Here is a 24276-nt window from a genome sequence, read left to right as displayed (position 1 = left end):
GCTTTAGGGGATTGTGATGCATCCATCAAAATGGCCCCAACGCCCATGGCCTATCGCAATAGGTGTGCTGTTAAAGGTGGATTAAACGACCTCTCGGGTGCCATCGCTGATTGCAATGAAGCGATCAGGCTGTTTCCTGGTTTTGGCCCTGCACATTTTGTGCTTGCCGGTATTCAAGAATTGGCGGGAGACAAGTCAGCGGCGTTGACGCATTATGACAAGGCCATTGAAATTGACCCAAAATTGCAAGCTGCTTGGTTGAATCGTTGCGCCCTCAAGTATGCGCTTGACGATCAGGCGGGGGCTATCGACGACTGTAAGAAGTCGGTTGAGATTGATCCTAAAAGTGATTATGCAGCCATTAGTTTTAGGAATCTAGGTATCATGCATGGGGAGATTGATATGGGCGCAGCGTGCGACTATCTCAAAGAGGGGGCTTCGCTTGGAGAGGATCAAGCAGACGAATTGTTCAAGGATTTTTGCTAAAAGTTTGTCGTGGCTTGGACGAGAATCTTGTTCGCATCGCAGCTCTTTCTGCAAGGATGATGGCACCGCTGGACAAGGGAGATGATGTGGAACTGAAATGGTTTGGTGCAATTGCGGGTGTGGTGTTGGCTGCAACCCCAGTCAGTGCTGCTCCTGAGCATTGGACATGCAACCTGCCCAGTACCGATACAACCATGCGTCTGAGCTTGGATGAGACAACGACACAGGTCGCCTTTGAACTCACGACCACAGGGTTCAGCCGCCTGTTCACCGAAACAGCTGTCTTCGGTGGTGATTCGGTGGAGTGGATCCACCAACTCCCTGCAGTTGCCGCGACGATGCGTCACAGACTCGATCGAAGCACGGGTGAGATGACGCTCACGGCCGGTGACACCGGACGAATCGCGCGATGGACCTGTGCCAAAGGGTGAACAAAGACTCGTACTCCCTGCGGACAGCTCTGTGCAGCCTTGTCTGATTAGGCAGGTAGCCACTAGATCTGGTGTCAAAGTTAAGCGTTTGTGCTCAGGCGAACATTTTTTTGATGGATCACGCTTGGTTGCGAGCCATGAGGGGGGTGTTGGGAGACATCGCCCCTTTTTTCATGTCTGTCCATGCTCCCGATCAGGCTGGAAGATCCATTCCAGTGTCTGAGCGAGAGCCGATCTGCGATCGCTGGTTTAATTCGACCATCGACATCACCTGTTGTCGCATCAATGCACGTATCACAACGGTCCATTTGATCTGCTCTAAGGCTGCTTTGGCAACGTGACATCAACCCAGCCTCAGTCAGGTTGTTTGGAGAGTTGGAGGGCTTCAACACCGATGAATCAGTTTCTGGTCACAGCGAGAGGGTGAAATCTCAGTCTTTGACCAGACTCAGGACTGCTCCTGGACGATTATGGAGATGACGACCAGGGCGATCCATTGATGAAACGGTCGAAAAAGGAGGATTGCACGGGCTACATTGAACCCACATCAGTGACGCTGTTCTCCTTTTTCGTCCCGATTTGAGAGTTTTAAGACCAATAACAGGGTTTTAGGCTTGCACGATTTAGCTTTGCGATGGAGCAAAACCCTCTTGATCGGAGAAGCGCACGACCCACAGATCTTCGTCTGTCAGGTTTCCGTCTGCATCCAAGAGCTCTGGATGCACGGTTTGCAGTCCTGTTCTGTCGTTGCGCTTTTTAATTGTGCGTGAATCCGTTGTGCTTGCCATGCTCATCATTCGGAACGCCTGAAGCATCAGAACGGTCAGAGCGGCGGCGTAAACGATCGGGAAAAGGCCAGAAAGCACGGCTCAAACCGTAAGATGTAAAGAAACGTTAACCAGCTTTGGCTTCGGCTGGGGTCGATGCTCTAACTGCTGTGCTCAAAGCCGTCGGTTGACCACCTCTCTTCCAGTTCCGCCGCCCTGCAGATTGAGTGAACCAATGGCATGTGAGCAGGCTTCCGATTGCCATTGCAGGGCTGTTAATGATTGTCAGAGCATGGTTAGTTGTTTAGTCTGGTTTTCTTAATCGCTGTTTTGGAGGGATAAATGGTTAAGGCTATCCTCGGCTTGGTTCTCTTGGTGGGAGTTTGTCTTGGATTGGTTGCTCCTTCGTTTTTGGCTAGTCCTGATTCCGAGTTGATGCTCCCTGGTGAAACCAATGACGTTTTAGATGATGACCTGGAAGATGGTGATAGTTAAATTCAGGCATTAGGTTATTCTGGCTGGACTTAATTATTTTGATGCTTCGGATGGCCTGATGTCAGATGCTTAGGATTGAGCTCCGTACGGTTCACAAGCAACTTTTCTGCTGTGTTGGTCCGGTCGCGTCTCAATTGATGCCTGCTTTTTTTGAGTTGGATATGGTTTAGCTGGTTGTCAGAGGCTGGTAATTGTCCTCCGGGAAGAATTCTTCGAAGACGGCTATTCGATTTGCATAATGGCCGCGAACTTCGAGAAGACGCAGTTGGCCCTTCGCCCAAATGACCGAATCGATATCCAACGGTTTATTGAAGGCAAACTGAATTGACTCCAACCATTCGTCACTGCTGGAAAGCATGCCAGGGATGCGAAGGGAGATAGGGGTAAGTTCATATCCTTAGTATTGGATCAATACCTTGTTTCAAGGAAAGAATCTGTTCAACGCTAAGGGGCCCAAGGGGCAGCAGCAGCGCTTGTGCTGGGACACGCACAAACGGAGTGAACGGAGGCGAGGTCGGATCAGCCATTGAGATTGCAGGGTCCGCCGAGGACGGACGCTCCCCTTGGCTGACCCCCTGTTGCTTGGTGATTAACACTCATTTGGGTTGCATGGACAGAGTGACTCGCCAGGATGTTTGAAATCGCATGGTTCTGCCCGATGACTGACCTTCAGACGTTGGTTGATGGCACCATCAAAGTGTGTGTTGAGGAGGATGGCTTTCGTCACTGTGGATTTGTGTCGTCCCATCATCTTGTCGATGTCAAAGCCGAGCAGTTGCGCCATTTGATTCGCGGCACTGCTTCTGCTGCCTTGTTGGGCGATGTTGCTACGACCTGATCATTTGATGTCAGACGCTAGACATCAATGGGGTGTCGTCTAGTTTTTATTCAGCTGCGAAACGAAGCATGAGTCAGCAATTCCCTTCGTCCGAGCATCAGTGGGAACATCATCTTTTAGAATTGATTGACATCGAAACATGGGATTGGTGGAAATCTCATGTTTATATTCTTCGGGACTCCAAGAATTATGCCGAGGCTGAAGCGCTTTTTCTTGAGTTCAAGCTTTAGTTGCCTTCTTGTCGCTGTGTGCGCAGGCATTAAAAAAGCCCCCGGTTGCGGGGGCGGTTTTTAATGATGTGTCTCAGTTTGACTGCCGTGTTGGTCAGACCAAGACGGCTTCCTGAGACTTGCTGTCGCGGATGCCCTGGATGGCAGCTGCGTAATCCGGCTGGTTGAACACACCCGAGCCAGACACGATTGCGTTGGCACCTGCCTCGATCACTTTCCAGGCATTCGCTGCCTTGATCCCACCATCCACCTCGATCCAGGGGTCGAGTCCTCTCTCATCGCACATGCGACGAAGGTCGCGGATCTTCTGAACCTGGTTGTCGATGAAGCTCTGCCCACCAAACCCTGGGTTGACGCTCATGATCAGCACCAGGTCGCACAGCTCCAGGCAGTACTCGAGCGTGTCGAGTGGTGTACCCGGGTTGAGCACCGCACCGGCCTTTTTGCCCAGATCTTTGATCTGAGCCAGGTTTCGATGCAGATGAGGGCAGGCCTCAACCTGGACCGAAATGATGTCAGCTCCTGCCTTGGCGAAGTCAGGAACGTACTTTTCCGGTTCAACGATCATCAGGTGGACGTCCAGGGGCTTTTGGGTCACTGGACGAAGGGCTTCGACGATCAGGGGGCCGATCGTGATGTTCGGTACGAAGCGACCATCCATCACATCGACATGAATCCAGTCAGCTCCGGCCTGGTCAACGGCCTTGACCTCTTCTCCGAGGCGGGCGAAATCGGCCGAGAGGATCGACGGCGAAATCACCAGGGGCTTGGTGCTCATCGAAGTGGTCGCGGTTTTGCGGGGAGATTTTAAAGACTCCTGCAACCACTGATACAGTTAGCCGCGCTTTTGTGTTGAGATCCCTTGCGGTAGCGGCAAGCTGTCCTGCCCAACCATCTCGCCAGCCCCTCACCACCCCACTTCGGAGTCACGTGGATCAGACCCTTATTCAGGAAATTCTCGAGGTTGTCGAGCAGGCAGCCATCGCTTCCGCCAAGCTTTCAGGCAAGGGCCTGAAAGACGAAGCTGACGCCGCTGCTGTGGAAGCCATGCGTAAGCGCATGGGTCAGATTCAGATGCAGGGTCGGATCGTCATCGGTGAAGGTGAGCGTGACGAAGCTCCGATGCTCTACATCGGTGAGGAAGTGGGCAGTGGCACAGGCCCCGGCGTGGACTTCGCTGTTGATCCTTGCGAAGGCACCAACCTCTGCGCCTTCAGTCAGCGTGGTTCCATGGCTGTTTTGGCCGCGTCCGACCGTGGTGGTCTGTTCAACGCCCCCGACTTCTACATGAAGAAGCTGGCTGCACCCCCGGCAGCCAAGGGCAAGGTCGACATCAACAAGTCTGCGACCGAAAACATCAAGATCCTCAGTGAGTGCCTGGGCCTGGCTCCTGACGAACTGACGATTGTTGTGATGGACCGTGCGCGTCACAAGGACCTGATCGCTGAGATTCGTGCCACCGGTGCTCGCATCCAGCCCATTTCCGACGGTGATGTTCAGGCCGCCATCGCCTGCGGTTTTGCCGGCACCGGCACCCACTGCCTGATGGGCATCGGCGCTGCACCTGAAGGCGTGATTTCCGCTGCCGCCATGCGCGCCCTGGGTGGTCACTTCCAAGGCCAACTGGTGTACGACCCCGCCATCGCTCAAACCTCCGAGTGGGCGGACATGACGAAGGAAGGCAACCTGGCCCGTTTGGCCGAGATGGGGATCACCGATCCCGATAAGGTCTATGACGCAGCCGAACTCGCCTGTGGTGAGCACGTCATCTTTGCCGGCAGCGGCATCACCGATGGTCTGCTCTTCAATGGCGTTAAGTTCGAGAACGACTGCACCCGCACCAGCAGCTTGGTGATCAGCAACTTGGACAACACCTGTCGCTTCACCAACACCGTGCACATCAAGGACGGCGCTCAGAGCATCGCTCTGAACTGACTGTCATTTTTTGGTTGAGAGGAACGTCTCCATGCATATTGCCGTCGTCGGCCTCAGTCATCGCACGGCACCGGTCGAAATCCGGGAACGCCTGAGCATTCCCGAGCAGACCATGGAGACGTCCCTCCAATCTTTGAGGGGCAATGAACAGGTGCTTGAGGCTTCAATCCTCAGCACCTGCAATCGGCTTGAGATCTACACCTTGGTTCGCAATCCCGACCTTGGCGTCTCAGCTGTCAATGATTTTTTAAGTGGGCATTCCGGTCTCCAGACCGACGAGCTTTCTCCCCACCTCTTCAGTTTTCACCACGAAGATGCGGTCGACCACCTCATGCGTGTGGCGGCTGGTTTGGACAGCCTGGTTTTAGGCGAAGGGCAGATCCTTTCTCAGGTCAAGAAGATGATGCGCCTGGGGCAGGAGCACAAGTCTCTTGGTCCCATCCTCAACCGTTTGTTGACCCAGGCGGTGAGCACTGGAAAACGGGTCCGCAGTGAAACCAACCTTGGAACCGGGGCCGTTTCCATCAGTTCCGCAGCAGTTGAACTGGCTCAGTTGAAACTCGGTCAGTCCCGCGGCCTCGATCAGCTGGTCACCCTGGAAACCGAGCAGATTGCGGTGGTTGGCGCTGGCCGCATGAGCCGTCTGCTGCTCCAGCACCTGCAGGCCAAGGGGGCTTCAGGGGTGGTGCTGTTGAACCGCACCGTGGAACGGGCTGAACTGTTGGCCCGGGATTTCCCTGAGCTGCCGATTCAGTGTCGTCCGTTAACGGAACTGAACCAATGCCTCAGCACCTGTTCGCTTGTGTTCACAAGCACGGCAGCTGATGACCCAATCATTGACGCCGCGCGCCTTCAGCCTTTGAACCGCCGCAGCGCTTTGCGCTTGATCGACATTGGCGTTCCTCGCAATATCGCCGCTGATGCGGCCAATGTTGAGGGGGTGGAGTCCTACGACGTTGACGATCTTCAGGAGGTTGTTGCACGCAACCAGGAGGCCCGTCAGGCCATGGCCCGTGAGGCCGAAGAGTTGTTGAAGCAGGAAGCGCAGCAATTTCTTGACTGGTGGGACAGTCTCGAAGCTGTTCCGACGATTAATCGTCTTCGCTCCACGATGGAAGCCGTTCGTGCCGAAGAATTGCAAAAAGCACTGAGTCGTATGGGCCCTGATTTCTCTGCCCGCGAGCGCAAGGTCGTGGAAGCGCTCAGTAAGGGAATCATCAACAAGATTCTGCATACTCCTGTAACCCAGTTGAGAGCTCCTCAGAATCGTTCCGATCGTCAGCAAGCCCTCCGGACCGTTGAGCGTCTGTTCGACCTGGATCCTGCGCCAGAGGCCTGATTTGTGCCTGTCCCGGACTGATTCCCAGCAATCTCGATGGATTGATCCCATTCGGTGTTCGAGAACGGGAAAACTCCAGTAAGTTCTTCTGGTAACGCCGATCTCGGGAGTTGTCATGAAGCGGGTACTTGCAATCATTCTCGGCGGCGGTGCAGGTACTCGCCTCTACCCGTTGACCAAGATGCGGGCTAAACCTGCTGTTCCTTTGGCGGGTAAATATCGTCTAATTGATATTCCGATCAGCAACTGCATCAACTCCGGCATCAACAAGATGTACGTGATGACGCAGTTCAACAGTGCATCGCTGAATCGTCACCTCAGTCAGAGTTTCAACCTCAGCGCATCGTTTGGTCAAGGTTTTGTTGAGGTGCTTGCCGCTCAACAAACCCCCGACAGCCCCTCTTGGTTTGAGGGCACCGCTGATGCCGTCCGTAAATATCAATGGCTGTTCCAGGAATGGGATGTCGATGAGTACCTGATCCTGTCCGGCGACCAGCTGTACCGCATGGATTACAGCAAGTTTGTCGAGCATCACCGTCAGACCGGTGCTGATCTCACCGTTGCTGCCCTGCCCGTGGATCCGGCCCAGGCGGAGGCCTTCGGGCTGATGCGGACTGATGAAAATGCCGATATCAAGGAGTTCCGCGAGAAGCCGAAGGGTGAATCGCTCAAGGCCATGGCTGTGGATACATCCCGCTTCGGTTTGTCACCTGAAGAGGCCAAGAAAAAGCCTTACCTGGCTTCGATGGGCATTTATGTCTTCAGTCGACAGACCCTTTTCAACCTGTTGGACAGCAATCCCGCCCACAAGGATTTCGGTAAGGAAGTGATTCCCGAAGCTCTTGCCCGCGGAGACAAACTTCAGAGTTACGTCTTCAATGACTACTGGGAGGACATTGGAACCATCGGTGCGTTTTACGAGGCCAACCTTGCTCTGACCCAGCAGCCTTCCCCACCGTTCAGCTTCTACGACGAGAAGTTCCCGATCTACACCCGTCCCCGTTATCTCCCGCCGAGCAAGTTGGTTGATGTTCAAGTCACCGACTCCATCATCGGTGAGGGTTCCATTCTGAAATCCTGCAGCATTCATCACTGTGTTCTGGGTGTCCGCAGTCGGATTGAAACCGATGCTGTTGTCCAAGAAACTCTGGTAATGGGGGCTGACTACTTTGAGTCGTCCGATGAGCGTGCGCTGCTGCGTGAGCGTGGCGGCATTCCCCTTGGTGTGGGTGAGGGAACAACGGTCAAAGGAGCCATCCTTGATAAGAACGCTCGGATTGGATCCAACGTGACCATTGTCAACAAGGATCGCGTTGAAGAAGCTGATCGTCCTGATCAGGGTTTCTACATCCGCAATGGCATTGTCGTCATTGTCAAGAACGCCACAATCGCTGATGGCACGGTGATCTGATCGCGGATTTCATCCTCTGAGCTCCAAGGCCCTTGATGGGTCTTGGTTGTTTGTTCCTGACAGAACGTGTGTTTGAGGCAGACGGCAGACTTCTTTCTGCTCACACTGCAAACAGTGTTCACGTGTCACTCAGGCCATGTCCAAATCTCATTTCGGTCTGATTGGTCTCGGCGTGATGGGCGAGAATCTCGTCCTTAATGCTGAGAGAAATGGGTTTTCAAGCGTTGTTTATAACCGTACCTATGCGAAGACAGAAGAGTTTCTGAAAGGGCGCGGTGCGGGTAAAAACATTCAAGGTGCCACTGATCTCAAGGATTTTGTCGACAAGCTGGAGCATCCTCGTCGCATCCTGATGATGGTCAAGGCTGGTGCTGCCGTTGATGCTGTCATTGATCAGATCTCTCCGTATCTCGAAGAGGGAGATTTATTGATCGATGGGGGAAACTCTGATTACCAAGACACCGAGCGTCGCGTTCAACAACTCGAGAGTAAAAGCTTTGGCTTTATCGGCATGGGCGTTTCCGGTGGTGCCAAAGGTGCGCTGGAAGGCCCGAGCATGATGCCAGGGGGCACAAAAAGCTCCTACGACGCCATTGAGAGTTTGGTCAGCACCATGGCGGCACAGGTGGAGGATGGTCCCTGTGTGACTTACATCGGCCCCGGTGGATCCGGTCATCTTGTGAAGACCGTCCACAACGGAATTGAGTACGGGATCGAGCAGATTCTTGCTGAGGCCTATGACCTGATGAAGCGGGTCAAAGGCATGACAGGTGTGGAGATGGCCGATGTTCTCGGACAGTGGAATGCCACCGAAGAGCTTTCCTCGTACCTGGTTGAAATTACGGAGGTCTGCCTGCGCACCAAGGATCCTGAGGATGGCGCCGACCTTGTGGAAAAGATCATGGATCAGGCTGGTCAGAAGGGCACCGGTCTTTGGACGGTGGTGACCGCTCTTCAGATGGGCGCGTCCGTGCCAACCATCTACGCCTCCCTCAATGGACGCGTGATGAGCTCCATGAAGCAGCAGCGTGTTCATGCGGAATCGATCCTCAATGGTCCTCCCGTGAAGGACTTCGATCTGGGCCGTCCGGACGACGCGATGGCGCCGCTGATGGATGCCGTTGTCTTGAGCTGTGTCGCGAGTTATGCCCAGGGCATGGAATTGCTTCGGATCGCCTCCAACGACCTCGACTATTCCCTGAACATGCCTGCGATTGCTCAGATCTGGAAGGGGGGCTGCATCATCCGTTCCCGCCTGTTGAAGCGAATCCAGGATGCGTTCAAGATCAATCCCCAACTGGAAAATCTCATGATTGATCCCTGGTTTGCGGATCAGGTCAATCGTCGGCTCCCTGGCCTGGCGAAGGTGGTGTCCGGTGCCGCCGAGGCGGGAGTCCCTGTTCCTTGTTTCAGCAGCACGCTGGATTACATCAACAGCTACCGAACAGCCCGTCTACCCCAGAACCTGGTGCAGGCCATGCGCGACTGCTTCGGTTCCCATACCTACAAACGTGTGGATAAGGAAGGCAGTTTCCACACTGAGTGGCTCGACTGAGCAGAGGAGTCGAACCATGAGCAACTACCAGATTGTGCGTGTCAACGACGCGCAGGACCTCGCCCGTCGAGCGTCTGAAACCATTGCCGCCCAGATCGATTTGGCCCTCGGACAACGGGATCGCTGTCAGATCGCCTTGTCCGGAGGGTCGACACCGGGTCATGCCTATCGCCTCCTTGGTCAAGAACGTCTCCCCTGGGAGCGTGTGGATGTGGTGCTTGGTGATGAACGCTGGGTGTCTTCGGACGATGAATCCAGCAATGCCCGCATGGTCCGTGGCACGTTGATGGCCCAGGGCCCTGGAGCCAAGGCCACGTTCCATCCGGTTCCCACCGTGGAGTTGGACTCTGCGGATGCCAGTGCCGTCATGTTTGGCGAGTTGGTGCAGCGGATCTGTCCGGGAGCGCCGCCGATCTTTGATGTGATGGTGTTGGGCCTTGGTGATGACGGCCACACGGCTTCGCTGTTTCCAGGGACGGATGCTCCCGGCGTGACCGATGCATGGGCGACCGTGGGGCGTGGCAAAGGTCTCGATCGGATCAGCCTGACGGCCCCGGTCCTGAGTGCCGCGCGTCAGGTGATCTTTCTGGTTGCTGGCCGTGCAAAACAGGAGGCACTGCGTCGGTTGATCGATCCAACGGAATCAGCCGAGCGCACTCCCGCTCGTTTGGTTCAACCTGCTAATGATGTGCTCATCCTTGTTGATCAGGATGCAGCCGCTGGCCTCTGAGTCCACCCTGTTTCAGGGCACCGACTTCGCTGAATGGACCTGTTTGAACGACACGATCATGGGCGGCCGTTCCCGGGCCGGATGTCATGTGTGCTCCGAGGGATTGCTGCTGGAGGGCGAGTTGATCGAGGAGGGCGGCGGCTTTGTGAGTTGCCGCTCACCGCGACTGTCACCGCCGCTGGACCTTTCGGCAGTGTCCGGGCTGCGCTTTGAGCTGGATGGTGAGGGCCGAACCCTCAAAATTGCCCTCGGTTGCCGGGATGGTTCACTTGGGCTCACGGAACTGATTCCAGGAGGCTTGCGTTGGGTAATTGATGTGCCGACCAACTCCACTGGGACCACCTTTATCGAGGTCCCCTTTGCTCAGCTGAGACCCACCGTTCGTGCCAAACCCGTGGGGCTGCCTCTTCGGTTCGATGCGGCAGGGCTGACGAGGATTCAAGTGTTGCACTCAAAGTTTGGCGATGATGGTTCCCTAAACAGAGGCTTTCGCTCCGGTCCGATCCGTCTGCTGCTCCGTTCGATTCATGCGTTGTCCTGACGGATGGATCTTCAGGTTCTGATCGCCCGCTCCGCGGATGTCTGCTTTAAGCCATGGATTCATTCGGTGGTGCTGTTATCCGGTGCAGACCCCATTGCAGGTCCTGTTGACGACCTCACCGTTCGGATTGAATGTCGGGATCAGGATGGTCAACGTCACAGCGATCGTGACCTCGAATTGGAGATGTATCGCAGCGGTGACGAGATCAACCTGATGCTGAGTTGGTGGGACCAGCCCGAACGCCCGATGCTTTGGCATGGCCGTCATCCGGTTTGGATGGATGGAGCCAGTGGTGAACGCTGCAGCGCCCCTCAAGACGCCGCTGCGATGGAAGCACTGAGTCGACGTCTGCGGACTTTGATCAGACCAGGGCTAGATCGTGCGGACAGTTGATTTTTTTCCGCTATGACTAAGCGCGTTGGAGCGGTTTGTTGTGAACAGGTTGTTGTCAGTTTGCGTCCTGGCCTTCACGTTGTCTGGGCTCGGTGGTGCATCAGTCGCTGAGGCCGCTCCCCTGAGCCAGGCGGAACGCGAAGAAATCGCGGCAACCATGGGATCCAACACCGCCAAGCAGTATTGCGGCGGTTATCCCTTAGGAGGTGCGATGGAGAAGGGAATGATGCAAACGTTTCTTTCTCGCAATCTTGAAATCTCAATGATGGATCAAATTGATCTCGACGATAAAGAGATTGGTATCGCTTTCTTTGAAAACCTATTCGCTGATGCCTTCAAACTTTGTCCTGGCAAAGCCAGGGCAATTTGGCGACAGATGGCCGAGATGTGAGGAGAGAGCGCCTCGATGGGCGCATCCTTGGCGTCAAGGCTGATCCGTAACGGCTCCTTTGCTGCTGCTGCTGACCAGACGTGAGTACTTTCCGAGGATGCCCGTCCGATAACGCGGTTCTGGTTGGCTCCAGCTCGCCCGCCGGCGCTCGAGTTCGGCGTCTTCGACGTTGAGTTGCAGCAGAAGCTGGTTGGCATCCACGGTGATGCTGTCGCCCTCCTGCACCAAACCGATCGTTCCACCCACGGCGGCTTCCGGTGCGACATGTCCAACCACAAGCCCATAGGTTCCCCCGCTGAACCGCCCATCGGTGATCAAGGCCACCTTGTCCCCCAGTCCCTGGCCGACAATCGCCGCGGTCGGAGCCAGCATTTCGCGCATTCCAGGCCCTCCGACTGGACCCTCATAGCGAACAACCACGACGTCACCGGCATGGATTTGTTTGTCGAGGATCGCTGCGAGGCAGTCTTCTTCGCTCTCAAACACCCGTGCTGGCCCGGTGAGCACCGGTGTCTTGACGCCGCTGATCTTGGCCACACTGCCTTCACTGGCCAGGTTCCCCTTCAAGATCGCGAGGTGCCCCTTGGCATAGAGCGGATTGCTCAGGGGACGGATCACGTCTTGATTGCTGGCCGGTGCCGAGGGGACATCCGCCAACAGATCCTTCAGGGTCTTGCCTTCCACGGTGCGGCACTCGCCATGGAGGAGACCGGCATCGAGGAGGAGCTTCATCACCTGCGGAATCCCGCCGGCGTTGTGCAGGTCAACGGTGACGTAACGACCGCTGGGTTTGAGGTCACAGATGACCGGCACCCTCTGACGGATCCGTTCAAAATCGTCAATGTTGAGTTCAACCCCGGCGGTGCGAGCGATGGCCAGGAGGTGCAGAACCGCATTGGTCGATCCACCGACCGCCATGATCACGCTGATGGCGTTTTCGAAGGCTTCTTTGGTCAACAGATCCAGGGGGCGGATATTGGCCTTCACGGCCTCCACCAAGACCTCGGCGGATCGGGCGGCACTCTCAGCCTTCTCTTGATCCTCCGCTGCCATCGTTGAGCTGTACGGCAGGCTGAGACCCATCGTCTCGATCGCTGCGCTCATCGTGTTGGCGGTGAACATGCCACCGCAACTGCCGGCACCAGGACAGGCATTTTTTTCAACGGCGGTGAGCTGTTCTTCGTCGATGGTTCCGCTGGTCAACTGGCCAACGGCTTCGAAGGCGCTCACCACCGTCAGGTCGCAGCCCCCCAGCTTTCCGGGTTTGATCGTGCCGCCGTAGACAAAGACAGCGGGGATATTCATCCGTGCCATGGCCAGCATGGCGCCCGGCATGTTCTTGTCACAGCCGCCGACGGCGAGCACGCCATCCATGCTCTGGCCGTTGCAGGCGGTTTCGATGGCATCGGCAATCACTTCCCGGCTGACGAGGGAATATTTCATGCCCTCCGTCCCCATGGAAATCCCGTCGCTGACGGTGATGGTTCCAAACATCTGGGGCATGCCGCCGGCCTGCCGGGCAGCCTCTTCCGCCCGCAGGGCCAGATCATTCAGCCCCACATTGCAAGGCGTGATGGTGCTGTAGCCGTTGGCGATGCCGACAATCGGCTTCCCGAAATCACCGTCACCGAAGCCAACGGCGCGCAGCATGGCGCGGTTGGGCGAACGCTGAATCCCCTTGGTGACGGCGTCGGAACGGAGCATGGTTCAGGTCGGACCTGTGGAGATCCGGCCAACCTACCGAGTGCTCAGTCCTCGGATCCGAGTTGCTCCAGCTGGCTGCGAACACGAGCAATTTCGGCGTTGAGGCGCTCCACCCGTTCTTCCAGCTGCTGGTTGCCGTTTTGGCCGTTGAGATGGGTGTTGAGAACTTCCGAGCCGTCCTGCATGCGTGGGGCGTAAAGCATTGAGCGCTGCTGCCCGAGACGGCGGCGACGGTCGGCTTCATTCAGCAGCCAGAAGGCCAGTCCTGCCGCGCCGATGACGGCACCGGTGACCAGCGTTGCGAAGGATCCAGAAGAGGATGGGGTGTGCTGGCTCATCAGACGAATCGCAGGCCCTCAGCCTAATCAGCGGAACGGGTTCTGATGTTGAGACGTTGCACAGGATCACCAATTCCGGGGCGGATCATGCCGCTGTCTGTCAGCTCTGCATCGATGCATGCGGTGTGAAGGGTCAGATCAGGAATGGCTTCACCAATCAGCTTCAGACCTGGACTCGCGGTTAAGGCGGTGATCAGACGCAGGCGTCGCCCGTCGATCCCGGCCCGTTGGAGTTGTTGGAGCAGGGCGACCTCCCGCTCTCCATCGGAGATCTGATCCACAAAAAGAATCAGCCCGGCGTTGTCCTCGACCTGCGTTGGGGTGTCGAGGCACAGCGTGGCCTCGGGCAGAACACTCCGAGCCCCATGCCACAGCTCCAAGCCAGCCGGAAGGATGGGACAGGCCAGCAAGGGTACCGTCGACTCGATCACGCTGCCTTCAGCCTCTCCCGTCGCCGTGGTGACGAGCTGCGGGCGGTGGGGGAGCCAGTCGCGGATGGCTTCATAGGTCAGCCAGCGGCCCAGTTCCTGCAGGGCTGTTCCATAGAGCGGGGCCGGTGTGTGCTGATGTCTCAGAACCGTCAGCCAATGGGCAATCAGGGGGTGGGGGGGAACCACCACTCGCAATGTCATGGCCATGACGCGTCGCTCACAGGGCAGCTGCCATAACGTGATCCGACAAGTTAGCCCTCAGTGGACACCCCGAACTGATGACAGGCCTGTTTCGCCGTTGCCTCGCCGTCGTTGCTGGAGTTCTGATCGTTTGTGCTCAGGTCACAGGTCCGTCCCCAGCTTTCGCGATCACGGCTCCTGAGCTGCGGGGTCAGTTCGCTGTGCAAGAAATCAACGGGGACATGCATGGCTTAGACCTCAAGGAAAAGGAATTTCTCAAGGCCGACCTGCGTGAGGTGAACCTCTCGGGCACGGACCTGCGCGGTGCTGTGATCAATACCTCCCAACTGCAGGGTGCGGATCTGCGTGATGCCGATCTCGAAGATGTCGTCGCCTTTGCCAGTCGTTTCGACGATGCCGACCTTCGCGGGGCCAATTTCACCAACGCGATGATGATGCAGAGCCGCTTCACCAATGCCGTCATTGAGGGGGCTGACTTCACCAATGCCGTTGTGGATCTTCCCCAGCAACGTGCGTTGTGTGCCTCAGCATCCGGCGTGAATCCCCGGAGTGGTGTCGAGACCCGTGAGAGTCTCGGTTGTCGTCCCTGAAGCGGATCACCAACATGTCGAAGCGTTTGCCGGTCACGGTGATCACCGGTTTCCTGGGGGCCGGCAAAACAACACTGCTGCGGGAGCTGCTCCAGACCAGCGGTCAGAGACTGGCCGTGATGGTCAATGAATTCGGCAGTGTTGGATTGGACGGTGATTTGATCCGTAGTTGCGGATTTTGTCCGGAGGATGAACTGGAGGGGCGTCTTGTTGAGCTGAACAACGGATGTTTGTGCTGCACGGTTCAGGACGACTTCCTTCCGACCATGGAACGGCTGCTGGAACGGGCAGACAATCTGGACGGAATCGTCGTTGAAACCAGTGGTTTAGCTCTGCCCAGGCCCCTGCTCCAGGCCCTTGAGTGGCCCGACATCCGTTCCAAAGTTCACGTCAACGGTGTTGTCACGGTCGTGGATGGGCAAGCGCTCGCTGGGGGCAGTCCGGTGGCGGATCCCGAGGCTCTGGAACAACAGCGTCGGGACGACCCAAGCCTGGATCACCTCACCGCCATCGATGAGCTGTTTGAGGACCAGCTGCAAGCCGCTGACCTTGTGCTGATGAGTCGTGCCGACTGTGTCAGCGAGGCTGCACTCCTTGGCGTCTGCGACCAACTCAAAACCGACACACGAGCTGGAACGCCCATCCTGCCGATGCGGAATGGCCACATCGATCCCCAGATTGTTCTGGGGCTTGAGCACCGCCATGACCACAGCCATGACCACGACCACAGCCACGTCCACAGTCATGACCATGACCATCACGACCACACCCATGTGGAGATCAAGGGAAGTGTGATTCGGTTGGAAGGACGTGTGGTCCGTGCTGCCCTGGAACAAGCGCTGAAAGCTCTTGTCGGTCCCCATCAAGTCGTTCGCCTGAAGGGTCGCGTTTGGTTCCCTGACAAAACGCTGCCTCTCCAGATTCAGATGGTGGGTCCCCGGTTGGACAGTTGGTTTGAAGCGGCACCGCCAACAGCCTGGCGGCCGCAAAGCGGAGGTGGAATGGATCTGGTTGTGCTCGGGTTTTCCGAGCTCCTGTCAGAGGCGATGTCCCGCGATCTTCATAAGCTGGTCAGCGCCACTCCAGACACGCCCAAGGCTCCGGCGGCCACATCGAATGCTTGAAGTCGTTGGCCCCGAATCCTGGCGATGGCCAGGGCCATCAGGGGGGCGGTGCTCATCAGGGTGACACCAGGACCCACAGCGAGGTTCTGAAACACCATTTGCTGCAACAGGATGCCGAGATTGGTGCCCAACAGAGTGGCTATCACAACCCGCCAACCGGCATCGGGGCTGGGCATCAGTTTTGGACTCGGCCCGCTTCGCCACCAGGTTGGTAGCAGGAGGACCATGCCGCCGAGAAGACGGATCGCTGCACTGTCCAAGGCTGTGAGGTCGTCCTGAATCAGGACACCCCTGGCGAGAAAGGCCCCAACCAACCCACTGATCACAGCGCCGAAGGCCAGAACAAGACCATTTCGGAGCTGCAATGGCTGTTGTGCATCGGCGGGATCCAGTCTTGTCGGTCGGGCAATCAATAAAACAGCTGTCGCGACCAGTGCAGCTCCAGCGAAATCCACGGCAGTGATGGCTTCACCCTGCATGAACAAGGAGCCCAGGCTGGCGAGAACGGGGCCTGTGGCTTCAACGGTGAGGGTGCGGCGGGTGCCAATGCGTCGGAGTGCCGCGAGATAGAAGCTGTCGCCGACGGCGATGCCAACCATTCCGCTGAGCAGCAAAGTGACGACAGCGCTTGGGTGCTCTTGCCATGGAATCCGGACCAGCACCGGCAGGAAGAGCACCGTGGCGAGGGCGTTCTTAACGGTGTTGAGTTGCACCGCAGTGGCACTGTCACTGAGTGATCTCCAGAGCCCACTGGCCACGGTCCACAACAGGGCTGCGGACAGTGCGGCAACTTCTCCGGATGGTCCAGGGGGCATTCACGTTGCAGTCGGTTCAACAGCCAGAGGCCAAACCAACAATCCTGTGCACACTAAGAACAAAGCCTTGAGTTGATGGCGAATCTGCTTGGTGATGCTTTTGCACAGATCAGTGGGCAATGGACGCTCAACCTTGAATCTCGAGTTCCGAGAATTCAGCTTTATGAAAAGAGGATTGCTTCCTCGAAACCATCCCTGGGCTTCTTTGTTCTGCTGATCAGTTCCAGTGTGATCGCCACGCTTGGATTGATTTCCAACAGCACAGCTGTCGTGATTGGCGCCATGATTGTGGCGCCGTTGATGGACCCGATTCTCAGTCTTGCTTTCGGCATATCGGTTGCCGATGGTCGCTTGATGCGACGTTCCTTTGTGACAGTGACCCTGGGTGTGGTCGGCGTGATCGCTACATCGGCTCTGATCAGCATGGCCTTGGGTGTCACACATATTCAGTCGGAAATCACCGCGAGGACTTCACCAAATCTGATTGACCTCGGCATTGCCATCGCCGCCGCTATCGCTGGCTCGTTTTCCATGACCCGCGAGCGTTTGTCGAATTCGATTGCCGGTGTTGCCATCGCAGTGGCCCTGGTTCCACCCCTTTGTGTGAGTGGCATTGGTCTGACGATGGGGTCGGAGGTGGTTGCTGTCTTTGGTCGTGGAACGGTTGCGGGGTTGACCAACCAGATCACCGAAGGATCGTTTCTTCTTTTTCTGGCCAACTTGATTGGAATTACGGTCGCCAGCTTGTTGGTGTTTCTTCTTCAACAGTATGGATCAATCAGTCGTTGCTGGCGCAATCTTCTGATCTGGTTTGGCCTTTTAGGTGTTTTATGCATTCCCCTGTCATCGGCTCTGCATGATTTCAGTGTTCGACAGCATTTAGATGCTGAATTTCGTCGGTTTAAATCGGGTCAGACCAGTGATTTTGACATCATCAAAGGCAATCCTGTCCTGTGGTCTAAGGTGCGTATCTTGTACAGTAATGTTAGAGTTGTTGACAATGAAGCGACCCTGGATCTCGTCTTAAATGCTCCAGAGAACGCTTTGACAACGTCCGTCTTGGATGAAGTCTTTAAGCGCATTAAAAGTCGAGCTGTGGAGATCGATCTTGATGATATTGATGTCAATATCAGTGTGATTCCGAACCGTGTTTTCCGTTATCAGGCCGACTTGCTTTAAGCCGTGCCAGAAGGCTTTGAGCATGCATGGGTGATCAGCGAGGAACAGGTTGCGTAGAGCTCGGAGGCCAGCTTGAGGTTGGCGGCTTCGTCGGAGGTGGCCGTCGCTTCAAATTGATGCCGTCCGGGTCCTTTTAGGACATTGCTCAGGTAGTGAAACCCGGGTGCAAATTGGTCTGCACTGATCAGGTCCACGAGTAGGGATCCAGCCTGTTCAACCGACACCGTCAGCCGCAGTAGGTCCCTCGCAATCAACGCAAAGATGGCTTGGCCCAGGGGATTGACCCGGCGGCTGTCGCGAAAAAAACCATCGGCACTGCGGGGAATTACCAGCCCTGGGCTCCACGTGATCACGGGAAGCGTTGATCGCTCATGGGCCAGCCGGCTGACCAGTTGTCGAGCCAACAGCAGGTTGCAAAGCTTGCTGTCTTTGTAGGCCTTATCAGCATCAAAATCGGATCGGCCGTCCACCATCTCAAAACCAGGCCCGCGTTTCAGCCCGTCGAGAGTCCCAAGGCCAGCCGGCTGACCGACGCGCCCACCACCGCTGGCAGGGTTATGGACTTCAGACGCCGTGATGATGACCCGACCGGCTTCAGCTGCTTGGATCAGCGGCAGCAGTGCCGTGACCAGGTGTTGATGTGCGAGTTGATTGACCGCGAAGGTCAGTTCGATGCCTTGAGCACTGAAACGAGCCTGCTGTGCTCCGGCGTACTGCAATCCGGCATTGAGCACGATGGCATCGATGGCCTCGTTGTCACGTCGAAGCTGTTGGCAGGCTTGATCCACTTGAGAGAGATTAGCCAGGTCCGTGGGCAGGAGTCGCAGCTGTGGTGTCGGCGAACCGAGGCGTTCGACCGCTCGTTTTGGATCGCGACACAGCACAGTCAGTCGATGACCCTGCGAGAGCAGCTGTTGGGCGGCATGAAGACCGATCCCACTGGTGGCCCCTGTGATCACCACGCGCATGGGCTTCTGCATCACCACAAATCAGCACTTCCACTGCGGGGCACTGATCGAACACGACAACAACATTCTTACTTTAAAGGCATTTCCTTAGCCCATTCATAGAGGGAGCCAATCGAAGGGATGACAGAGCGACTGCCCCCTTTTAGTCAGGGATAACACCACGCCAATTCCATGAATCAGTTCAAAACATTGAATCGTGGGCTGCTGATCGCATGCCTGGGCATCAGCCTTGCTGGATTCGGGGGCGAACAAGCTCACTCTGATTGAAGGTGATTCACCTGATCAATATCAACCTGTAACGGTGGTCCTTGGCGCCCGTGGCCTTGCGATTGATTCGAAGGGCAATGGGTAGTTATTTCAACAATCCAACTCACCAAAAAGTGCGCTTCCTATAGGAGTGTTCATGCCACTTGGGGCACTTAAACCACCTGTACAACCCAAGACAATCATGGAAGAATTCGAGGCGCGTTCCGCTTTTGCTGCGGTCAACCCCAATCTCAACACCCTTCGAAATCTTGCATTAGTTTCACCTGATCTTCAAATCATTCAAAATGGAATTGCAGGGGAGGTCGCCTTTGTGTCTTGGGGCATCACGATCGATGGAAATCACAATCTTTGGGTCGGAAACCTCTAAGGCGAATCTTGATTCACATCTATTGAGCTGACCCATCTCAATTGTGCAGGATGGTTGGTGTGTGTATCAGCCTCCCATGGGTCAGCGATTGGCCGTCTACTGCGGATCGAAGCTCGGCCACCATCCCAGTTATGCACGTGCTGCCGAGCAGCTCGGCCATGCGATGGGTCAGCGCGGGGTCGGTCTGGTGTACGGCGCCGCTGACTTTGGCCTGATGGGTGTGATTGCCGATGCTGTCCTCGCCGAGGCCGGGGATGTGATTGGTGTGATCCCTGATCTGTTGATCGATGCGGAGGGGGCGCATCCAGGGTTGAGTCGATTGGAGCGGGTTCCGTCCATGCATCGCCGCAAGCAACGCATGATGGAATTGGCTGATGGAATGATCGCTTTGCCGGGTGGTTTCGGCACGTTTGAGGAGCTGTTTGAGGCTTTGACCTGGGCTCAGTTGGGGCTCCATCAGAAACCCATTGCTTTACTCAATGTGCATGGCTATTTCGATGGTCTGATTCAGTTCCTTGATGACTCCGTTGAGGCAGGGTTCTTGGCACCTTCCCACCGCGCTCTTCTGCACTCGGGCAGTGACCCCGATCTCCTGCTGAATGCTCTTCTTCCTGAACCACAATGTTGAAACGTACCGTTCTCATCAGTGGTGCCAGCCGAGGCATCGGTTATTCAATCGCGCAGCAGCTGCTGGTTGACGGTCATCGAATCAGTCTGGGGGTGCGTCATCCCGCTGATCTTCAGGGCACGGAACTGGATCCTGATGCTTGGCCCGAGCAGTTGATGGTGCAGTCCTATGAAGCCCAATCTTCCGCATCCGCCGAAGCCTGGGTGCGTGCTGCGATCGATTGGGCTGGCGGATTTGATGCTCTGATTCATTGCGCGGGAATTTTGCATCGGACGCCGTTGCTGTTTTCGGACGGACAGTTGTCTGAGCTTGAGGCGCTCTGGTCCATCAATGTGATGGGACCATGGATCCTGACCCGAGCCGCTTGGCCCCAGCTCAGCGCCAGCGGTCATGGACGCATTCAGGTGTTGGTGTCCATGAGTGGTAAACGGGTGAAAGGTCGGATGGCTGGTTATCCAGTGAGCAAATTTGCGTTGTACGGCCTCTGTCAGTCGATGCGCAATGAAGGCTGGGACCATGGCATTCGAGTGACGGCATTTTGCCCCAGTTGGGTCAATACAGACATGGCACGATCCGTCAGTTCCGTGGTGCCAGAGGCTATGACCCAACCGGAGGACCTTGCTCGGTTGTCGTCAACTTTGTTGGCGCTGCCCAATGCCGCTGTGCCCTTTGAGATTGGTCTGAATTGCACGTTGGAGACCTGATCGGTGTTCGAGACCCGAATCAGTCGCTATGCATAGGACAGATCAGTCAGCCAATCCTTCATGTGTTTGTTCGCCGCGCTCGGTCTTCTCGCGCCCAGGCTGGTGTTGTTGCTGATCTGGTTTCTGAATGCAGGCTTTGTTTTGAGCCCGTTCAGTGGTTTCGCTCTCCCCAATCCGGTCATCCCAGTTCTTGGCCTTATTTTTTTTCCAACAACCACTCTTGGCTATTGCTGGGCAACGGCGTCGTTCGGAGGCCTGTCAACATTTAGTGGATTGTTAATCGTGGCGATTGGTGTCGTGATTGACCTCGGCTTAATCGGTAATGGACGGGGTCTTGCGAAGCGATGAACAACACCTGTGGCATCTGTCAGGTTCATGGTGATGCTCTGCAACGTGCTGAGCTGGAAATTGCCCGAAGTGATCTTTGGGTTCTTCGACATCACCATGCACCAGCCCCATTGCTGGGATGGTTGTTACTCGATACGGTGCGCCATTGTTCAGGGCCAGTGGACTTTGAGCTTGAGGAGGCAACCGCATGGGGATCGGTTGTCCAACGGTCCAGCCAATTAATTCGGTCACTGACCGGCTGCGACCGTGTCTACGCCATTGCTTTTGGTGAGGGTGCTCAGCACCTCCACCTGCATCTGATCCCTCGGTTCGTCACGGATTCCGAGACATCGGCCTGGTCCGTGGCGGACCATTACCGACAGGTCTCTGAAGGACGCCAATCTGCAGTGGATCATTCTGAAGTGATGCGATTTGTGCAACGCGCCCGGGAGTTTGATCCTTTGATGGATTAGATCCGGATTCGTTTCTCAGTCAATGCTCAGCTGATTCAGTGCCCGCGTCCATCTTTGCTCCATCGGTTGCGGGGACGATGGATGGAGTCGAATCATCAATATGTTCGAACGTCGATCTCTGCTGATCATCCTGGGAGCTGCATTCATGCTGGTTGGGCTTCAGGTCAGTGCGCTGTCATTGGATCAGCATCAAGCCCAGAAGCCGAATCAAGACCAGTTTCCAAAAACAGAGCATCCAGGAATGACGTATTACCTCACCTATGCATCATCCGAATTTCATTGAGTCGGATGCCTCAGTCAGCAATTTCATCGCGAGATCGGGTTGGCGTTCCCTCGATGGTTTGGCTGTTGCCTGGAGAGAGGCAACCGATTGGCCAATAGAGCTGTTCAAGTAATCTTAGAGTTTCTTCATTGGCGTTAAAATAATGCTCGTCATAGGTGTACTTTATATTGTTTTCCTGCAGTGTCATTCTGGTCAGTTTCTCTTCTCTCCGCGTTCCTCTCCTTGATGCTACCAACCGAAAATCACGATTAGACATGTCAATCGCGATTTGATCAAGATTGTCGCTGTAGCCGATGACAACCGTCTGATCGATCGATCGATAAAAGCTGTAAATCGTTCCTGTTGGGTTGCATTCCAAGGTTTGCGTGCGTTCGCTGAGCGTAATCACGGCTTCCATGGTGGGTGCCTGGAGGGCTTCGATGATTTGTTGAATATTGAGTGTCATAGCCCTCCAATGGCCAACCGTTCATCACAAGCGGCTTCGTATTTATGGATGGCCGCTGTTGGGATGGAGCCGTTGCTTTTGAGTTGTCGAACCGAGAGTTCGACGCATTGCAGAACGACGCTGGTGAGCTCGCGTCCCTCGCAGACGGCCCAGCTGCGAAGAAGCACGTGCAGGCTCGGTGGCACCGACACCGTGAGCTTGACCTGGTTTTCGCGGGTGACGGCCTTGGTCATTCCTGCGCGAGCAATGCGCCAATCCTAGCAGCGAAGTAACTGCTGAGTAGCTTCGGGGTTACTCCGTAGTAGCTCCGAAGTTGCTTCAGGCTTTCAAGCCTTCGGTGATCTGTGTGGGATTGGGCTCAGGTGTTGCTTGTGAGGGTGTTGATGACCCGCTGCGCGGCACTCAAGTTCCAGTCCTCGTTGTCATCGACTTGTTCCAGACACTGGGCCAGTTGCGTTGGTGTGGTGAAGTCGCCCAGCCGTCCCAGGACATACCCGGCGTACCACCCACTCCATCGTTCATCGCGATGTCCCTTGAGGGCATTGGTCTCGTACTCATGGTGTGCGCGACTTGCATCGCTCAGGGCTTGCACAAGATCAGATGTGCTGATTGTTGATGCCATGACACACGTGTTGTGATGCTGGACCGAGTCTCGCTTGGGACAGCAAGAGATGGCGCTGATTCTTGAATCTTCTTGTTTTACTGTCGACCCATTCGTTTTTTGATATTCGCGTCAACGTTTGGTCGGGCCGGCTCATGCGTCTGATCTGTAGCTCACTCCTGGCGAATTTTGTTGTTTATCTCTTGAGAGGATGGTTCGTTGAAGTATCTGCTGGCATCATCTCGAAAAGGAGCGAGGTACACTCCTGCAACAAGAAGTATGCCAAGCAGGAGACGCATCCTCATCGCATCAGCCTAGAGCTGTTTGATGGAGTCAAGCTTGTTGAGTGGATTGTGGGGAGGTAGGGAAATCACCACCCCCATGAAGCACCAACACCGGATTTATTTTGTCTGTCGATGTGTCTCATGACCAGCCTTCTCTGAACTTAATCGTCTGATTTTGGCCAGATCGCCTGGCAGCCCGGGTCCCGCTCCAGTGCTTCTGCCTTGGCTTGTTCCGCCTGCGTCGCACCGAGATGGTGTGCACGAATCAGTTGCATCAATCGGGTGAGTGCTTGACGGGCATGATCCTCATCAATCCAGCCCAGTCCGTAATAGGTACAGGTTGCATTCAGCCAGCCTTTGGCTTCGCCTTGCAAACTGATTTCAAGGTGTTCCAGGCTTGTTAAAGCATGGGCAGGTGCGCTGGCCAGAAGGGTCGCCGACACGAAAGCGATCAGAGAGGCGCGCATGGGAAACCATCGAAGCTGTTCGTATCTTGCCAAGCTTTCGTCTGACAGAGGTTCCATTCACCCCAACCTCTGAAGCCAGTCCTCTGAATCGGTTGCCACTGTTTGGTCCATCTGGCTGACTTGGCTTGGTCTTGAGATGGTTGAACCGCTTCCATACTTCATGGGAGTGGACATGGCAGTGGACCCGATCAATGCAATGGCAGCACCGATCAGACCAGCATGGAGATTCATGGATTGACAGGTCATGGGCTGCGAGTGCTGTCCGTACAGATTCGCGTTCAGACCTGGTGTTGATCCTGATGGACAGCACGCAGGGTTGTGATCCTCCTCACGCCCTGTCCATCAGTGGCTTGTTCAAGAGGAAGGCCGCCCCTCCCGGATGGAAGAGACGGCCTATCTCGCTCGTTTGTGCATCTCGCTAACCAAACAATCAGTGGAACTGGTTCTATGAAGCGAAGGGCTAATCGAACAACAGTGAACTGAAAGAAGAGAAGCGAAGCGTCTGGCTAAAGGCACCTGGGGCCATGACATCCAGAGG

31 protein-coding genes are annotated in these 24276 nt (G+C 55.8%); 19 read left to right on the top strand and 12 right to left on the bottom strand.

The genetic code is table 11. From position 1 onward, the window contains the following. The coding region (locus ACGVKB_RS12195; RefSeq protein WP_392352001.1) for a tetratricopeptide repeat protein at positions 1 to 486 on the top strand (486 nt) is incomplete at its 5' end. A gap of 59 nt (positions 487 to 545) precedes the next feature. Beyond that, positions 546 to 917: a hypothetical protein gene (locus tag ACGVKB_RS12190; RefSeq protein WP_392352000.1), complete on the top strand. Its 372-nt coding sequence runs from the start codon at positions 546 to 548 to the stop codon at positions 915 to 917. A 623-nt stretch (positions 918 to 1540) separates the two neighbouring features. On the opposite strand, the gene ACGVKB_RS12185 is transcribed toward ACGVKB_RS12190, so the two are convergent. Beyond that, positions 1541 to 1783, bottom strand: coding sequence for a DUF2973 domain-containing protein (locus ACGVKB_RS12185; protein ID WP_392351999.1), 243 nt, complete (start codon positions 1781 to 1783; stop codon positions 1541 to 1543). Positions 1784 to 2345: 562 nt separating this feature from the next. Continuing rightward, on the bottom strand, positions 2346 to 2537 hold the full coding sequence (locus ACGVKB_RS12180) for a hypothetical protein (protein ID WP_392351998.1): 192 nt from the start codon (positions 2535 to 2537) through the stop codon (positions 2346 to 2348). Between the two features lie 273 nt (positions 2538 to 2810). Here ACGVKB_RS12180 and ACGVKB_RS12175 point away from each other — a divergent pair, with 273 nt between their 5' ends. Next, positions 2811 to 3017 carry a hypothetical protein gene (locus tag ACGVKB_RS12175; RefSeq protein ID WP_392351997.1) on the top strand — a complete coding sequence of 69 codons (207 nt, stop codon included), beginning with the start codon at positions 2811 to 2813 and terminating at the stop codon, positions 3015 to 3017. Positions 3018 to 3341: 324 nt separating this feature from the next. On the opposite strand, the gene rpe is transcribed toward ACGVKB_RS12175, so the two are convergent. Then, the gene (rpe, locus tag ACGVKB_RS12170; protein ID WP_392351996.1) at positions 3342 to 4025 is read right to left on the bottom strand and encodes a ribulose-phosphate 3-epimerase; all 684 of its coding nucleotides are present in this window, start codon (positions 4023 to 4025) and stop codon (positions 3342 to 3344) included. Positions 4026 to 4177: 152 nt separating this feature from the next. On the opposite strand from rpe, the gene glpX reads away from it, so the two are divergent. The 8 genes from glpX to ACGVKB_RS12130 all read left to right on the top strand — a co-directional run bounded on the left by glpX (position 4178) and on the right by ACGVKB_RS12130 (position 11542). Further along, a complete protein-coding gene (gene glpX, locus ACGVKB_RS12165) occupies positions 4178 to 5182 on the top strand; it encodes a class II fructose-bisphosphatase (RefSeq protein ID WP_392351995.1) in 1005 nt (334 codons plus the stop codon). A gap of 31 nt (positions 5183 to 5213) precedes the next feature. After that, entirely contained in the window at positions 5214 to 6521 is a 1308-nt protein-coding gene (locus tag ACGVKB_RS12160) for a glutamyl-tRNA reductase (protein WP_392351994.1), read from the top strand. A 115-nt stretch (positions 6522 to 6636) separates the two neighbouring features. Beyond that, positions 6637 to 7932, top strand: coding sequence for a glucose-1-phosphate adenylyltransferase (locus ACGVKB_RS12155; RefSeq protein WP_392351993.1), 1296 nt, complete (start codon positions 6637 to 6639; stop codon positions 7930 to 7932). Positions 7933 to 8068: 136 nt separating this feature from the next. Further along, positions 8069 to 9487, top strand: coding sequence for an NADP-dependent phosphogluconate dehydrogenase (gene gndA / locus ACGVKB_RS12150; RefSeq protein ID WP_392351992.1), 1419 nt, complete (start codon positions 8069 to 8071; stop codon positions 9485 to 9487). A 16-nt stretch (positions 9488 to 9503) separates the two neighbouring features. After that, the gene (pgl, locus tag ACGVKB_RS12145; protein ID WP_392351991.1) at positions 9504 to 10217 is read left to right on the top strand and encodes a 6-phosphogluconolactonase; all 714 of its coding nucleotides are present in this window, start codon (positions 9504 to 9506) and stop codon (positions 10215 to 10217) included. Further along, entirely contained in the window at positions 10198 to 10758 is a 561-nt protein-coding gene (locus ACGVKB_RS12140; protein WP_392351990.1) for a CIA30 family protein, read from the top strand. The genes pgl and ACGVKB_RS12140 overlap by 20 nt, the downstream gene beginning before the upstream one ends. 3 nt (positions 10759 to 10761) lie before the next feature. Beyond that, a complete protein-coding gene (locus ACGVKB_RS12135) occupies positions 10762 to 11151 on the top strand; it encodes a hypothetical protein (RefSeq protein WP_392351989.1) in 390 nt (129 codons plus the stop codon). A 25-nt stretch (positions 11152 to 11176) separates the two neighbouring features. After that, complete coding sequence (locus tag ACGVKB_RS12130) at positions 11177 to 11542, top strand: hypothetical protein (protein WP_392351988.1); 366 nt, start codon at positions 11177 to 11179, stop codon at positions 11540 to 11542. 33 nt (positions 11543 to 11575) lie between these two features. Here the strand turns inward: ACGVKB_RS12130 and ilvD are convergent, their stop codons facing one another. From ilvD to ACGVKB_RS12115, 3 genes are read right to left on the bottom strand one after another with little or no spacing between them, the layout of a single operon-like run. Next, positions 11576 to 13246: a dihydroxy-acid dehydratase gene (gene ilvD, locus ACGVKB_RS12125; protein WP_392351987.1), complete on the bottom strand. Its 1671-nt coding sequence runs from the start codon at positions 13244 to 13246 to the stop codon at positions 11576 to 11578. 44 nt (positions 13247 to 13290) lie between these two features. Continuing rightward, positions 13291 to 13584, bottom strand: coding sequence for a hypothetical protein (locus ACGVKB_RS12120; protein WP_392351986.1), 294 nt, complete (start codon positions 13582 to 13584; stop codon positions 13291 to 13293). 23 nt (positions 13585 to 13607) lie between these two features. Next, positions 13608 to 14222: a uracil phosphoribosyltransferase gene (locus ACGVKB_RS12115; RefSeq protein WP_392351985.1), complete on the bottom strand. Its 615-nt coding sequence runs from the start codon at positions 14220 to 14222 to the stop codon at positions 13608 to 13610. A 71-nt stretch (positions 14223 to 14293) separates the two neighbouring features. Here ACGVKB_RS12115 and ACGVKB_RS12110 point away from each other — a divergent pair, with 71 nt between their 5' ends. Together ACGVKB_RS12110 and cobW are read left to right on the top strand one after the other, a co-directional pair. Beyond that, positions 14294 to 14806 carry a pentapeptide repeat-containing protein gene (locus tag ACGVKB_RS12110; protein WP_392351984.1) on the top strand — a complete coding sequence of 171 codons (513 nt, stop codon included), beginning with the start codon at positions 14294 to 14296 and terminating at the stop codon, positions 14804 to 14806. A 14-nt stretch (positions 14807 to 14820) separates the two neighbouring features. Then, positions 14821 to 15930, top strand: coding sequence for a cobalamin biosynthesis protein CobW (gene cobW, locus ACGVKB_RS12105; RefSeq protein WP_392352002.1), 1110 nt, complete (start codon positions 14821 to 14823; stop codon positions 15928 to 15930). Here the strand turns inward: cobW and ACGVKB_RS12100 are convergent. Continuing rightward, a complete protein-coding gene (locus ACGVKB_RS12100) occupies positions 15867 to 16745 on the bottom strand; it encodes a DMT family transporter (protein ID WP_392351983.1) in 879 nt (292 codons plus the stop codon). The genes cobW and ACGVKB_RS12100 overlap by 64 nt on opposite strands. 75 nt (positions 16746 to 16820) lie before the next feature. Here ACGVKB_RS12100 and ACGVKB_RS12095 point away from each other — a divergent pair, with 75 nt between their 5' ends. After that, positions 16821 to 17924 (top strand): TIGR00341 family protein, encoded by a 1104-nt coding sequence (locus ACGVKB_RS12095; RefSeq protein WP_392351982.1) that lies wholly within the window; start codon positions 16821 to 16823, stop codon positions 17922 to 17924. Here the strand turns inward: ACGVKB_RS12095 and ACGVKB_RS12090 are convergent. Next, a complete protein-coding gene (locus tag ACGVKB_RS12090; protein ID WP_392351981.1) occupies positions 17921 to 18904 on the bottom strand; it encodes an SDR family NAD(P)-dependent oxidoreductase in 984 nt (327 codons plus the stop codon). The two genes, ACGVKB_RS12095 and ACGVKB_RS12090, sit on opposite strands and share 4 nt — an antisense overlap. 436 nt (positions 18905 to 19340) lie before the next feature. Here ACGVKB_RS12090 and ACGVKB_RS12085 point away from each other — a divergent pair, with 436 nt between their 5' ends. The 5 genes from ACGVKB_RS12085 to ACGVKB_RS12065 all read left to right on the top strand — a co-directional run bounded on the left by ACGVKB_RS12085 (position 19341) and on the right by ACGVKB_RS12065 (position 21658). Further along, positions 19341 to 19526: a hypothetical protein gene (locus ACGVKB_RS12085; protein WP_392351980.1), complete on the top strand. Its 186-nt coding sequence runs from the start codon at positions 19341 to 19343 to the stop codon at positions 19524 to 19526. A 76-nt stretch (positions 19527 to 19602) separates the two neighbouring features. Continuing rightward, positions 19603 to 20154, top strand: coding sequence for a TIGR00730 family Rossman fold protein (locus tag ACGVKB_RS12080; RefSeq protein WP_392351979.1), 552 nt, complete (start codon positions 19603 to 19605; stop codon positions 20152 to 20154). Next, on the top strand, positions 20151 to 20858 hold the full coding sequence (locus ACGVKB_RS12075) for an SDR family NAD(P)-dependent oxidoreductase (protein WP_392351978.1): 708 nt from the start codon (positions 20151 to 20153) through the stop codon (positions 20856 to 20858). The genes ACGVKB_RS12080 and ACGVKB_RS12075 overlap by 4 nt, the downstream gene beginning before the upstream one ends. 60 nt (positions 20859 to 20918) lie before the next feature. Further along, positions 20919 to 21206, top strand: coding sequence for a hypothetical protein (locus ACGVKB_RS12070; protein ID WP_392351977.1), 288 nt, complete (start codon positions 20919 to 20921; stop codon positions 21204 to 21206). Continuing rightward, the gene (locus ACGVKB_RS12065) at positions 21203 to 21658 is read left to right on the top strand and encodes an HIT family protein (RefSeq protein ID WP_392351976.1); all 456 of its coding nucleotides are present in this window, start codon (positions 21203 to 21205) and stop codon (positions 21656 to 21658) included. The genes ACGVKB_RS12070 and ACGVKB_RS12065 overlap by 4 nt, the downstream gene beginning before the upstream one ends. A 293-nt stretch (positions 21659 to 21951) precedes the next feature. On the opposite strand, the gene ACGVKB_RS12060 is transcribed toward ACGVKB_RS12065, so the two are convergent. From ACGVKB_RS12060 to ACGVKB_RS12045, 4 genes are all read right to left on the bottom strand, one after another. Continuing rightward, positions 21952 to 22386: a hypothetical protein gene (locus ACGVKB_RS12060; protein ID WP_392351975.1), complete on the bottom strand. Its 435-nt coding sequence runs from the start codon at positions 22384 to 22386 to the stop codon at positions 21952 to 21954. After that, positions 22383 to 22619, bottom strand: a complete 237-nt coding sequence (locus tag ACGVKB_RS12055) for a hypothetical protein (protein ID WP_392351974.1) — start codon at positions 22617 to 22619, stop codon at positions 22383 to 22385. Before ACGVKB_RS12055 ends, ACGVKB_RS12060 begins: the two co-directional genes overlap by 4 nt. Before the next feature lie 125 nt (positions 22620 to 22744). Further along, on the bottom strand, positions 22745 to 23008 hold the full coding sequence (locus ACGVKB_RS12050) for a hypothetical protein (protein ID WP_392351973.1): 264 nt from the start codon (positions 23006 to 23008) through the stop codon (positions 22745 to 22747). Positions 23009 to 23432: 424 nt separating this feature from the next. After that, entirely contained in the window at positions 23433 to 23738 is a 306-nt protein-coding gene (locus ACGVKB_RS12045; RefSeq protein ID WP_392351972.1) for a hypothetical protein, read from the bottom strand. Between the last annotated feature and the right edge of the window lie 538 nt (positions 23739 to 24276).

It is taken from the genome of Parasynechococcus sp. (assembly GCF_042954325.1).
GTDB lineage: Bacteria > Cyanobacteriota > Cyanobacteriia > PCC-6307 > Cyanobiaceae > Parasynechococcus.
This window is presented reverse-complemented; position numbering and strand designations above follow the sequence as displayed.